Genomic DNA, 13,061 nt, shown 5'->3' with positions numbered 1-13,061 from the left:
CAGGGGAAGAGTTTGTAGAATAATTACATTGCACTTCCGCCCAATGCGCCTAACACGGCAGATGCCACTGCGATGATTACTTTCAAAATGGTGTCCCATATACCTTTCTTCATTGCCATAATTTGCTCCTTTCTTTAAATGGTGAATAAATGTGTTCGTTTTGTCGTTTCAAGCTTGATGACAGTGCAAAGGTAAATCATCTGTTTTACTTTTGTGTATCATGTTTACAAAACCGTTAAACCTATTTCTATTTTTAACCAGATATATCGTTATTGCCGAAGTCGCGGTATTCGGATTCCTGTATCTTTTTCCGCTTCCGCAGGACACTAGCGCGTATCTTTCCCAATGCACGTAGGATAAGTTCCATGCGCAGAAGGGAATCGTCTATTTCAGTAATAATAAGCCGTTTCCTGTTTTTTCCGGTATGCCTGCATTCTTTCCGATACTGCCTGCTCCGCTTCTTGCGGCACTCCTTGCAGTATTTGTCAAAAATTCGTGTACGGTGATTGTAGTAAAAGTTCTCGGAGGAAAGCTCGCGCTTGCAGCATGCACAAATGCGGGTAGAAGTAGCTGTGGTATTCATGGTAATGGATTGATTATTTCTTGAAAACAATTTGATTTATTAAAACAATAAGCTATATTTGTCGAGGCAAATATAACAACGTTTTCAATTATAAAACAATTAAATTTATAGTTTAACCCCAAAAAAGATGGATGCACTGTTCAATGTAACTGATATAGTGAAGCGAGCTAAAGAAGTTATGGGCTTCAAGACGGATGTGGAACTCGCCAATTATTTAGGAGTATCGCGTTCTACATTAAGTAACTGGTGTGCAAGAAATAGTATCGACTTTCCACTGCTGTTGGAGAAGATGAAAGAGGTAGATTACAACTGGCTGCTGGTAGGGAAGGGAACTCCTCACCGCGATACACACCTCTGCCAGTTGGGAAGGTATACGGGAGAGGTGGAAACTATATACATTCCGAAAACACCGGAGATGAAGGACGACCGCTATGTGAAACTATATGATGTGTCGGCAGCTGCCAACCTGCGTACCATGCTGATGAACCGCAACCAATATGTGTTGGGAAAGATTGTCATTCCCAATATGTCTTCGTGCGACGGGGCGGTGTATGTGAGCGGAGACAGTATGTATCCGCTGCTGAAATCGGGTGACATTATTGGTTTCAAGGAAATCAGCGATTTTCATCATCTTATCTACGGAGAAATGTATCTGGTATCGTTCTGTCTGGATGGTGATGATTACTTGGTGGTGAAATATGTCAACCGGTCAGAGAATCCGGGATGTATTCTGCTGGTAAGCTACAATCCGCATCATCAACCAATGGATTTACCAATAGAGAATATTCAGGCAATGGCTATTGTGAAGTTCTCTATCCGTAAGAATATGATGTAAAAAGTATTACCTTCTTAGGTATTCAACTGTTAGAATATCGTCTTTCCTGCAAGCTCCGAATACTACAGGAAGCAATAATAAGATAGTCAAGAAGTGTTTCATAGTTTTTGGTCTTTTAAATCAACCTTAAAGATATAAAAAACTGAAACACTTAAAAATCAATCACATTTTTAATATTCTTAGAGAAGTAACGATAAATGCACTGTAATGTTCTTTTATCCAAAGTATCACAGAAAGACGCAGGAGTCACAAGAGTCCCTTACAACCAAAACAAAAGAATCATGCGCAGATAACTCAATTTCTCGCGTAAAATTTTCAATGCCTTATACATGTGTGCTTCTACCGTACGCAAGGAAATACCCATCACATCGGCTATATCCTTATTCTTCATGTCGTGCAGGTAGCTGAGCTTAAATACTTCTTTACACTTATCAGGGAGTTCGTCTATTGCCTGCCTGATTTCCGAACGCAGTTCGCGGTTCTCTATCCGCTTGATAACTTCCGAATGATCGGGCTGATAGTATTCTGTTCTTTTCTGATAGAACTCTATTTCGGCAGCACTGTAGTTTTCGGCTACGGCCTTATGTTTCAACAGATTGATTGCCTTGGTATAGATAGACCTGTAAAGAAAGGCCTGAATCTGCTCGCCAAATTCTACAGAATCCTGCCTTCTCCATATTTCGACAAATACATCTTGAACTATATCTTCTGCATCATCCTCTCCTACAAGGCGAGTTGCATAAAACAGAAGTCCGGCATAGTAGCGTCGAAATAAAGCTTTATATGTATCTTCAAAATTTCCTCTCATCTAGTATTTCAAGGCTAATCTGTGGGCAAATGTAACGATTTGAAAGAAATGAACCAACGAAATAAGTGTTTTTCTCTTATTTCTTGTTATATTTACAAATCAAATACTAATATTATGAGATTGAAGACAATTCCACTTTACGCAGTTCTGGCATTTGCCGCATGTACATCAACGAACCAATCTTCGAACATGACAGAAGATTACACTCAATACGTCAATCCGTTTATCGGAACTGACTTTACAGGAAATACTTATCCGGGTGCTCAGGTTCCCTTTGGAATGGTGCAGCTCAGTCCTGACAATGGATTGCCTGGATGGGACAGAATTTCCGGATATTTCTATCCGGACAGTACGATTGCCGGATTCAGCCATACGCATCTCTCGGGTACAGGCGCGGGCGATCTTTACGACGTTTCGTTCATGCCGGTTACGCTTCCGTATAAAGAAGCTGAAGCTCCGCTGGGTATTCATTCTAAATTTTCACATGCCAACGAAAGTGCTTATGCCGGATATTATCAGGTAAAGTTGGACGATTATAATATCAATGTGGAACTGACTGCTACAGAGCGTTGCGGCATCCAGCGTTATACATTCCCGAAAGCCGAAGCAGCTATCTTCCTGAACCTGTCAAAGGCTATGAACTGGGATGCGACACAAGATTCTCATATCGAAGCTGTCGACTCGGTTACTATCAGGGGATATCGCTATTCAGACGGCTGGGCACGCGGACAGAAGATTTATTTCTGTACCCGTTTCTCACGTCCGTTCAATGCAATGACAACTGACTCTACGGCTATCGAGAAAGACGGCAAGCGCATCGGAACTGGAGTTATCGCCCGCTTCGATTACACAACTGAAGAAAATGAGCAGATCACACTGGCAACTGCTATCTCAGGAGTAAGCATGGAAGGAGCAGCCAAGAACTTGCAGGCTGAAGCACCCGACAATAACTTCGATACATATCTGGAAAAGGCTAAAGATATGTGGAACAAGGAACTTGCCAAGATACAGATAGATACTCCCGACAAGGATGAAAAGACTGTTTTCTACACGGCTTTGTATCACAGTATGCTGGCTCCTACTATATATAGTGATGTAGACGGCTCTTATTATGGCCCAGACAAACAGGTGCATCATGCCGACGGATGGACAAACTATAGTACATTCTCGTTATGGGATACTTACCGTGCATCGCATCCGTTGTTTACTTATACGCAGCCTGAGCGCACCAACGATATGGTTAAATCGTTCCTGGCATTTTACGAACAGAACGGACGCTTGCCGGTATGGAATTTCTATGGAAGTGAAACAGACATGATGATTGGTTACCATGCCGTACCGGTTATCGTGGATGCTTACCTGAAAGGTATCGGCGACTTTGACGCTGAAAAAGCACTGGCTGCCTATGTGGCAACGGCTAACATCGATGAATATCGTGGCATAGGAGTGTACAAGGAAAAAGGCTATATTCCTTACGACCTGCACGATCAGTATAATAATGAGAACTGGTCGCTTTCTAAAACACTTGAATATGCTTTCGACGACTATTGTATAGCCGAAATGGCAAAGAAGATGGATAAGGAAGATATCGCCAAGCAGTTTTATGCTCGTGCAGCGAACTATAAGAATGTATATAATCCGGCTACTTCATTTATGCAGCCGCGCGACATGAAAGGTAACTTCATCGAGAACTTCAAGGCTGACGAATATACGCCGCATATCTGTGAAAGTAACGGATGGCAGTATTTCTGGTCGGTACAGCATGATGTGAACGGTCTGATTGAACTGACCGGAGGAAAAGATCGTTTTGCCCAGAAACTCGACAGCATGTTTACGTTCCATCCTACCGACAAGGACGAACTTCCGATTTTCAGTACAGGAATGATAGGACAGTATGCACACGGCAACGAACCGAGTCACCATGTTGCTTATTTATATAATGCAGCCGGACAGCCGTGGAAGGGACAGCAATACATCAGCCAGATAACTCACGAACTGTACACCAATACACCGGCAGGACTCTGCGGTAACGAGGACTGCGGACAGATGTCGGCATGGTATGTATTCAGCGCAATGGGATTCTATCCGGTTAATCCGGTATCGGGCATGTATGAAATAGGAAGCCCGGCATTCCCGAAAGTACAGTTGCACCTGAATAACGGAAAGACTTTTACAGTCATCGCAGAAAATGCCAGTCGTGAAAACTGCTATATCCAATCGATAAAGTTGAATGGAGTGGCTTATGACAAGAGTTATATCACTCATCAGCAAATCATGGAAGGAGCCACTTTAGAAATAAAAATGGGCAACAAACCGGGATATATCTGGTACAAATAATATTTTTAAACATCAAAATGTTTTTTACGACAAGAGTAAGTGTTTTTATTTCGCTAATTGTTATTATCTTTGAACAGGAAGTAAGGTAAAGAGATGAACAAAGTAAACTATAATACAATAATACGCTTCTTTAAAAACGAGTGCTCGGAAGAAGAACGCTTACTCATCATAAAGTGGGTGAATGAGTCGCAGGAACATGCCGAACAATTTTTCAGATGGGAAGAATTGTATCACTTGGGAAACAACTCTGAAAAGGAAAATGACTTAGCAATCAGAAAAGCTGAGAAAAAACTATACGAACGGATTGAAATAGAGAAGAGCCATCAGTGGTTCTTCTCTACAATCAACCGTTGGGTGAAATATGCAGCGGTAATCACCAGTATTCTGGCTATATCCGGACTCACATTATGGTATTTTGTTGCCGACTCACAGGAAAAATGGATTACTGCTTCGACAACTAACGGAGAAACATTGGAAATAACGCTGCCGGATAACAGTAAGGTATGGCTGAATGAAAATTCTATATTGAAATATCCCGAACACTTCACCAAGGAGAAACGTGAACTGCATCTCACAGGAGAAGCTTATTTCGAAGTAACCAAAAACAAGCATAAACCGTTTACTGTACAAAGTTCTGCCATGAACGTACAGGTGTTGGGTACAAAATTTAATTTTAAAACCCCCAGTAACGGTCGCATTGCAGAAACTTCCCTTATAGAAGGAGAAATTAAAGTCAGTGGAAATAACAATGAGGGAGCAATAACGTTGTCACCCGGTCAGAAGGTAGAACTGAACACGGTTACCAAACAGATGAAAGTTTCGGAAACCAATGCTGCTCTGGATGTTATATGGCACAATAATCTGATACCTTTCAAAAATGCGGATATTTTCGATATTGCTAAAGTATTGGAGAAAGTTTATGGAGTTAAGATTATCTTGTCGCCTGACATCAGTCCATCGACTACATATTCAGGAGTGTTAAAAAGAAAGGATTCCATAGAGGATGTTTTAAGAATATTGCAAAATACAATCCATCTGCAATATAAGATTCATCAGGAAACCATATTTATATCATCAGCTTCAAAATAAAAATCATCACTAACTCTTATCATTTAATATTATGAAAATCAAGATCTGTGCGATAGCATGTTTCATGGGAATGGCAGTGACTATCACTTCATGTACCACGAAGAACATGGAAAAAGACTATGCCGCATACGTCAATCCGTTTATCGGAACGGGAGGACATGGTCATACATTCCCCGGACCCGTAGTTCCTAACGGTATGATTCAGCCTAGTCCTGATACTCGTATCGACGGTTGGGATGCTTCTTCCGGATATTATTACGAAGATTCGACAATAAACGGTTTCTCGCATACGCATGTCAGTGGAACAGGCTGTGCAGATTATGGTGACATCTTATTGATGCCGACTGTGGGAAAACAGACCTATGATCCTCAGGATTATTCCAGTCAGACTTTGCCTTATGCATCGGAATTCTCTCATAAGAATGAAACTGCAGAACCCGGATACTATTCTGTCTTTCTTGACAGATATAAGGTAAAGGCCGAACTGACTGCTACCAAACGTGCCGCATTGCACCGGTATACGTTCCCTGCAAGTAATGAGGCCGGCTTTATTCTTGATATGGACTACTCAATCCAGCATCAGAAAAATATGGATATGCAGGTAGACATTGTCAGTGATACTGAAATCAAAGGATATAAACTGACAGAATACTGGGCTTTCGACCAGCAAATCAGCTTTTATGCAAAATTCTCCAAACCGTTTACCTATCAGATAGTAAGAGATACATTGACCGATCAGAACGGAAGACTACAGCCCCGCTGCAAAGTCTTGTTGAGCTTCAAGACCCAGAAGGACGAGCAGGTCATGGTCAAAATGGGTATTTCTGCCGTCGATACAGAAGGAGCTAAAAAGAATCTGGAAGCTGAAATCCCTTCATGGGAATTCGAACAGGTACGCAGTAATGCACGTCAGGCATGGAATAATTATCTGTCTAAAATAGATATTACCACACAAGATGAAACAGACCGCAGTATTTTCTATACAGCAATGTATCATACTGCAATCAGCCCGAACCTCTTTACAGACGTAGACGGACGTTACTGGGGAATGGATCTGAAGGTACATCAGGGCAATGCCGACAAACCGATTTATACGGTATTCTCTTTATGGGATACTTTCCGTGCGCTGCATCCGTTATTGTCTATCATCGACCCGCAACTGAACAACGACTTTATCCGTTCACTTCTGCAGAAACATCAGGAAGGTGGTATATTCCCGATGTGGGATCTGGCATCAAACTATACAGGAACTATGATTGGCTATCATGCTGCATCTTTGATTGCCGACGCGTATACCAAAGGTTATGCTGATTTCGACTTACAAGAAGCATACAATGCCTGTCTGCGTGCTGCCGAATATGATACAACCGGTATAAAATGTCCGGCATTGGTGTTGCCGCATCTGATGCCGATGGCTAAATATTACAAAAACACACTGGGATACATCCCATGTGACCGTGAAAACGAATCAGTTGCCAAGGCGCTGGAATATGCTTACGACGACTATTGCATCTCGGTACTTGCCGAAGCAGTAGGAGATTATAAGAATCAGGAAAAATATACACGCTTTGCTAAAGCTTACGAACTATACTTTGATCCGTCTACACGCTTCATGCGCGGACTTGACTCAAAGGGAGAATGGCGCAGTCCGTTTAGCCCGAGAGCTTCCAACCACCGAAGTGATGATTATTGTGAAGGAAATGCATGGCAATGGACTTGGTTTACTCCACATGATATAGAAGGATTGGTAGAATTAATGGGAGGTGAGCAGGCATTTGTCGGAAAACTGGATTCGCTGTTCACTGCAGATTCTAGTTTGGAGGGTGATGCAGTTTCGGCTGACATAAGCGGACTGATCGGACAATATGCTCACGGTAATGAACCGAGCCATCATATCATACATATGTATAACTATGTAAACCAGCCATGGAAGACACAGGAACTGATTGACCGTGTATTGAAAGAACAGTACCGCAATGCTCCCGACGGACTTTCAGGCAATGAAGACTGTGGACAAATGTCGGCATGGTATATTCTGAATGCAATGGGATTCTACCAGGTTTGCCCGGGTAAACCAGTGTATTCAATCGGCCGTCCTTTATTCGATAAGGTTACAATTAATCTGCCGGAAGCAAAAACGTTTACAATTATTACAAAGAATAATTCGAAAGACAACAAATATATCGAGTCAGCTATGCTGAATGGTCAGGAATTGAATATCCCATTCCTTGAACATAAGGATATAGCTGCCGGTGGAACACTTGAAATAACCTCAACCAATCAACCTACTAAATGGGGAGTACAACAATAAAATCATAAATAAGCCATGAAAAAACTGTCATTACTTATTTTTCTGGCAGGCTTTTTGAGCTTTGCCAAAGCAACCAATTATGCAGATTATGTAAACCCGCTGGTCGGCACTCAGTCTACATTCGAGCTGTCAACGGGTAACACGTATCCGGCCATCGCGCGTCCGTGGGGTATGAACTTCTGGAGCCCGCAGACAGGTAAGATGGGCGACGGCTGGATGTATCAGTACACAGCTACGAAGATTCGCGGATTCAAGCAGACTCACCAGCCCAGTCCGTGGATAAACGACTACGGACAGTTCTCCATCATGCCGATGGTAAACAAACCGGAATTCAATGAAGACAAACGTGCCAGCTGGTTTGCTCACAAGAGCGAAACTGCAAAGGCATATTATTATAAAGTGTATCTGGCAGAATACGACATTGTAACCGAGCTGACTCCGACAGAACGTGCTGCCATGTTCCGCTTTACTTTCCCCGAAAATGAACACTCGTATGTAGTGGTAGATGCCTTCGACAAGGGTTCGTATGTAAAGATTGATGCGGCAAACAACCGTATCATCGGTTATTCTACCAAGAACAGTGGCGGTGTTCCGGCTAACTTCAAGAATTATTTCGTTATCGAATTCGACAAGCCGTTCACTTATCAGGCTACCGTTGCCGACAGCATCGTAAAGGAGAACGGTACGGAACAGCAGGCAGACCATGCAGGAGCTATCATCGGATTTGCTACGAAAAAGGGAGAAACCGTACATGCACGCGTGGCTTCTTCATTCATCAGTCCTGAACAGGCTTTGCTGAACCTGAAGGAACTGGGTAACGATGATTTCAATACGCTGGTAGAAAAGGGCAAGGCTGCATGGAACGATGTATTAAGCAAGATTGAAGTGGAAGGCGGCAATCTCGACCAGTACCGTACTTTCTACTCTTGTCTGTACCGCTCACTGCTCTTCCCGCGCAAGTTCTACGAAGTGGATGCACAGGGACAGATCGTACACTACAGTCCTTACAACGGTGAGGTAGTTCCGGGATATATGTATACCGATACAGGCTTCTGGGATACATTCCGCTGCCTGTTCCCGTTGTTGAACCTGATTTATCCGTCTGTCAACAAGGAAATTCAGGAAGGTCTTATCAATACATATAAGGAAAGCGGTTTCTTCCCCGAATGGGCAAGCCCGGGACACCGTGGCTGCATGATCGGAAACAACTCGGCTTCCATCCAGGTGGATGCTTACTTCAAGGGTGTGAAGGTGGACGATCTGGAAACTCTTTATAAAGGTCTGATTCACGGAACGGAAAATGTACATCCGGAAGTTTCTTCAACCGGACGTCTGGGATATGAATATTACAACAAGCTGGGCTATGTACCTTACGATGTGAAGATCAACGAGAATGCTGCCCGTACACTGGAATATGCTTATAACGACTGGTGTATCTATAAACTGGCAAAGGACCTGAAGCGTCCGAAGAAGGAAGTGAACCTGTTTGCCAAACGTGCCATGAATTACAGAAACCTGTTCGACAAGGAAACCCTGCTGATGCGTGGCAAGAATAAGGATGGCAAGTTCATGGCTCCGTTCTCACCGCTGAAATGGGGTGATGCATTCACCGAAGGTAATAGCTGGCACTATTCATGGTCTGTATTCCACGATCCTCAGGGACTGATTGACCTGATGGGCGGTGATGACATGTTTGTGACAATGATGGATTCTGTATTCTCTGTACCTCCTGTATTCGACGACAGCTATTACGGTTTCCCGATTCACGAAATCCGTGAGATGACAGTGATGAACATGGGTAACTACGCACACGGCAACCAGCCTATCCAGCACATGATTTACCTGTACAACTATGCCAAGCAGCCATGGAAGGCTCAGTACTGGCTTCGTCAGGTAATGGACCGCATGTATACTCCGACTCCCGACGGTTATTGCGGTGACGAGGATAACGGACAGACTTCTGCATGGTATGTGTTCTCAGCACTGGGATTCTATCCGGTATGTCCGGGAACCGACCAGTATGTACTTGGTGCTCCGCTGTTCCAGAAAGCAACCATCCATTTTGAAAATGGCAAGAACATTGTAATCAATGCTCCTCAGAACAGTGAGACCAACTATTACATTCAGGACATGAAGGTAAACGGTCAGGAATATACCAAGAATTACATTACTTATTCTACTCTGCAAAACGGCGGTACGATTGACTATGTAATGGGTGACAAACCGAACAAGAACAGAGGTATCGCACCTGAAGATGCTCCTTATTCATTCAGTAAAGAGCTGAAAAAATAATACACACATAAAAGGATTTACCAGATAAATCCAGTTCGAAGCAGGTTACTTCCCACAAATATCAAACAAAGTTGGAGTAACCTGCTTTTATTATCACTTTTTTTAGATATATAAGCAACTTAGTTGGGATATTTCAAGCTTCTATTTGATAGAAAATTGTATATTTGCACTTAGTTGGAAGAGAATAAAAATATTCTTTAAAAACAGAAAGCTTATTTCATATAAAATTTAAGATATCAGGAAAATCAATTATGCCGAACAAATACACGATTTTCCCAAACAATTAAAGAATATTCAAACTCTAAAATATATTAAAACTCAAATAATAAATTACGTATGCTTTGAGTTTTAGCTGTTATAATGATGAATTAACTGACAAACAATACTATGAAACAAACTAATCACCCGAAAAAAACAAAAAGTCCGATAACATGGGTTCCGACAGCATACTTTGCCATGGGATTGCCTTTTGTAGTCCTAAATATGGTAACAGTTCTTATGTTCAAAGGACTGGGAGTAGAGGATAAACTCATTACTTTCTGGACTTCACTTATTTTACTTCCATGGACTTTAAAACCTTTATGGAGTCCGTTTCTGGAGTTATTCAAGACAAAAAAATTCTTCGTTATAACAACCCAGCTAATCACTGGAGTAACATTCGGACTAGTTGCGTTTTCGTTAAACTTACCTCACTTTTTCAGTATTTCCATCGCTTTACTGGCAATTATTGCATTTAGTGGAGCTACACACGATATCGCATGCGACGGAGTATACATGAGCGAATTATCCAACGATGATCAAGCGAAGTATATTGGCTGGCAAGGTGCTTTCTATAATATAGCTAAAATCATAGCAACCGGTGGACTGGTATATTTAGCCGGCTACCTGATAGAACAATATGGCGGAACAGAAGGTGCTGATAGTACAGTTATGTTTGCGGCCAATCAGAAGGCATGGATGATTATTATGACAATACTCTGTGTCATAATGATAATCCTGGGTATTTATCATTTATTTATACTTCCCTCAGGTGGAGCTAAAAAGCAGGGCGAACAGCGTACAGCCGGACAGGTAATGACAGAACTGGCCAATGTATTACTCGACTTTTTCCGTAAACGTCACATTGTCTATTATCTCTTTTTCATCATTCTGTACCGATTTGCAGAAGGATTTGTAATGAAAATTGTTCCTCTGTTCTTAAAAGCCAGCAGGGAAACCGGAGGCTTGGGATTAAGCGAAAAAGAGATCGGACTTTATTATGGTACATATGGTGCGGCAGCATTCGTTCTGGGATCTTTGCTAGCTGGATATTATATATCAGCACGAGGACTTAAAAAGACATTGTTCTCACTATGCTGCATATTTAACTTGCCATTTATGGTATATGCATTATTTGCTACATTCCAGCCGGAAAATGGTTTGTTGATTTGCAGCGGTATCGTATTGGAATATTTCGGATACGGCTTTGGCTTCGTAGGGCTGACACTGTTTATGATGCAGCAAGTTGCTCCAGGCAAACATCAAATGGCTCACTATGCCTTTGCATCAGGTATCATGAACTTGGGAGTCATGATTCCGGGAATGTTAAGTGGATGGGTATGTGAAATTCTAGGCGAATGGTTTAACAAACCGGGAGGATATGAACCCTTCTTCATATTCGTGCTGATAGCTACTATACCGGCATTCCTGATTACTTATTTTGTACCGTTCAAATATAATCAGGATGGTACACTCATTGAAGGAGAAAGAGAATAGTTAACAACTAAATATCAACAAATATGGTAGAGAAATTTAATATGCCGTGGGAAGATCGCCCGGCTGGATGTACAGATGTAATGTGGCGTTATTCAAAGAACCCCGTTATTGGACGTTATCAAATTCCTTCGTCAAACAGTATATTCAACAGCGCAGTTGTTCCGTATAAAGACGGATTTGCAGGAGTTTTCCGTTGCGACAACAAAGCTGTACAGATGAACATTTTTGCAGGATTCAGCAAGGATGGTATAAATTGGGAAATAAACCATGAACCTATTCAGTTCAAGGCTGGTAATACTGATATGATCGAATCGGAATATAAATACGATCCTCGCGTTACCTGGATTGAAGACCGTTACTGGATTACATGGTGTAATGGTTATCATGGACCAACTATCGGAATCGGATATACATTCGACTTCAAAGAATTTTATCAATGCGAAAATGCATTCTTGCCATTCAACCGCAACGGAGTTTTGTTCCCGCAGAAAATCAATGGTAAATATGCAATGCTGAGCCGTCCGAGTGACAACGGACACACTCCTTTCGGTGACATTTATATCAGCTACAGTCCTGATATGAAATACTGGGGTGAACATCGTTGTGTAATGAAAGTGACTCCATTCCCAGAAAGCGCATGGCAATGCACAAAAATCGGTGCAGGTTCAGTGCCTTTCCTGACTGAAGCTGGATGGCTGATGTTCTATCATGGAGTTATCACTACTTGCAACGGATTCCGTTACTCTATGGGTGCGGCTATTCTGGACAAAGACAATCCGGAAAAAGTATTGTACCGTACACGCGATTATATCTTAGGTCCGGCAGCTCCATATGAATTGCAGGGAGATGTACCTAATGTAGTATTCCCTTGTGCCGCATTACAAGATGGAGAACGTGTAGCTGTATACTACGGCGCTGCTGATACAGTGGTAGGTATGGCTTTCGGATACGTTTCTGAAATTATCGATTTTGTAAAACGCACTTCGATCATCTAATGCCCTTGAAATTTTTTCATAGGTATTCATACATAAAGTAACCTTTTGGGGCTGTA

Annotated in this window: 10 protein-coding genes; 7 read left to right on the top strand and 3 right to left on the bottom strand. The window is 42.1% G+C overall.

Annotated elements, in window-relative coordinates; translation table 11 throughout:
* Positions 1-23: 23 nt before the first annotated feature.
* Both ACDG22_RS05020 and ACDG22_RS05015 read right to left on the bottom strand, forming a co-directional pair.
* A complete protein-coding gene (locus ACDG22_RS05020) occupies positions 24-113 on the bottom strand; it encodes a smalltalk protein (RefSeq protein ID WP_204462435.1) in 90 nt (29 codons plus the stop codon).
* 140 nt (positions 114-253) lie between these two features.
* Entirely contained in the window at positions 254-583 is a 330-nt protein-coding gene (locus tag ACDG22_RS05015) for a hypothetical protein (protein ID WP_270230334.1), read from the bottom strand.
* Between the two features lie 127 nt (positions 584-710).
* Here ACDG22_RS05015 and ACDG22_RS05010 point away from each other — a divergent pair, with 127 nt between their 5' ends.
* Positions 711-1,418 carry a helix-turn-helix domain-containing protein gene (locus ACDG22_RS05010; protein WP_270230333.1) on the top strand — a complete coding sequence of 236 codons (708 nt, stop codon included), beginning with the start codon at positions 711-713 and terminating at the stop codon, positions 1,416-1,418.
* Between the two features lie 259 nt (positions 1,419-1,677).
* Here the strand turns inward: ACDG22_RS05010 and ACDG22_RS05005 are convergent, their stop codons facing one another.
* Complete coding sequence (locus ACDG22_RS05005; RefSeq protein ID WP_007566243.1) at positions 1,678-2,226, bottom strand: RNA polymerase sigma-70 factor; 549 nt, start codon at positions 2,224-2,226, stop codon at positions 1,678-1,680.
* Between the two features lie 114 nt (positions 2,227-2,340).
* On the opposite strand from ACDG22_RS05005, the gene ACDG22_RS05000 reads away from it, so the two are divergent.
* The 6 genes from ACDG22_RS05000 (at position 2,341) to ACDG22_RS04975 (ending at position 13,005) form a co-directional block, all read left to right on the top strand.
* Positions 2,341-4,563: a GH92 family glycosyl hydrolase gene (locus ACDG22_RS05000; protein WP_270669134.1), complete on the top strand. Its 2,223-nt coding sequence runs from the start codon at positions 2,341-2,343 to the stop codon at positions 4,561-4,563.
* 93 nt (positions 4,564-4,656) lie between these two features.
* Complete coding sequence (locus tag ACDG22_RS04995) at positions 4,657-5,652, top strand: FecR family protein (RefSeq protein ID WP_270230331.1); 996 nt, start codon at positions 4,657-4,659, stop codon at positions 5,650-5,652.
* Between the two features lie 31 nt (positions 5,653-5,683).
* Positions 5,684-7,963 carry a GH92 family glycosyl hydrolase gene (locus ACDG22_RS04990; RefSeq protein WP_270230330.1) on the top strand — a complete coding sequence of 760 codons (2,280 nt, stop codon included), beginning with the start codon at positions 5,684-5,686 and terminating at the stop codon, positions 7,961-7,963.
* Between the two features lie 15 nt (positions 7,964-7,978).
* The gene (locus ACDG22_RS04985; RefSeq protein WP_278677805.1) at positions 7,979-10,255 is read left to right on the top strand and encodes a GH92 family glycosyl hydrolase; all 2,277 of its coding nucleotides are present in this window, start codon (positions 7,979-7,981) and stop codon (positions 10,253-10,255) included.
* A gap of 387 nt (positions 10,256-10,642) precedes the next feature.
* Entirely contained in the window at positions 10,643-12,010 is a 1,368-nt protein-coding gene (locus ACDG22_RS04980) for an MFS transporter (protein WP_270231031.1), read from the top strand.
* Positions 12,011-12,033: 23 nt separating this feature from the next.
* Positions 12,034-13,005 carry a glycoside hydrolase family 130 protein gene (locus ACDG22_RS04975; protein ID WP_007566231.1) on the top strand — a complete coding sequence of 324 codons (972 nt, stop codon included), beginning with the start codon at positions 12,034-12,036 and terminating at the stop codon, positions 13,003-13,005.
* Positions 13,006-13,061: the final 56 nt, after the last annotated feature.

Source organism: Phocaeicola coprocola (assembly GCF_041333015.1).
In the GTDB taxonomy this organism is placed as follows: Bacteria; Bacteroidota; Bacteroidia; order Bacteroidales; family Bacteroidaceae; genus Phocaeicola; species Phocaeicola coprocola.
The sequence above is the reverse complement of the archived record's forward strand: the minus strand, read 5'-3'. Positions and strand labels throughout refer to the sequence as shown.

Bases quoted from the DNA above. Each gene is read 5' to 3' on its own strand.
- ACDG22_RS05020 (WP_204462435.1), bottom strand. From the start codon at position 113: ATGAAGAAAGGTATATGGGACACCATTTTGAAAGTAATCATCGCAGTG.
- ACDG22_RS05015 (WP_270230334.1), bottom strand. From the start codon at position 583: ATGAATACCACAGCTACTTCTACCCGCATTTGTGCATGCTGCAAGCGC.
- ACDG22_RS05010 (WP_270230333.1), top strand. From the start codon at position 711: ATGGATGCACTGTTCAATGTAACTGATATAGTGAAGCGAGCTAAAGAA.
- ACDG22_RS05005 (WP_007566243.1), bottom strand. From the start codon at position 2,226: ATGAGAGGAAATTTTGAAGATACATATAAAGCTTTATTTCGACGCTAC.
- ACDG22_RS05000 (WP_270669134.1), top strand. From the start codon at position 2,341: ATGAGATTGAAGACAATTCCACTTTACGCAGTTCTGGCATTTGCCGCA.
- ACDG22_RS04995 (WP_270230331.1), top strand. From the start codon at position 4,657: ATGAACAAAGTAAACTATAATACAATAATACGCTTCTTTAAAAACGAG.
- ACDG22_RS04990 (WP_270230330.1), top strand. From the start codon at position 5,684: ATGAAAATCAAGATCTGTGCGATAGCATGTTTCATGGGAATGGCAGTG.
- ACDG22_RS04985 (WP_278677805.1), top strand. From the start codon at position 7,979: ATGAAAAAACTGTCATTACTTATTTTTCTGGCAGGCTTTTTGAGCTTT.
- ACDG22_RS04980 (WP_270231031.1), top strand. From the start codon at position 10,643: ATGAAACAAACTAATCACCCGAAAAAAACAAAAAGTCCGATAACATGG.
- ACDG22_RS04975 (WP_007566231.1), top strand. From the start codon at position 12,034: ATGGTAGAGAAATTTAATATGCCGTGGGAAGATCGCCCGGCTGGATGT.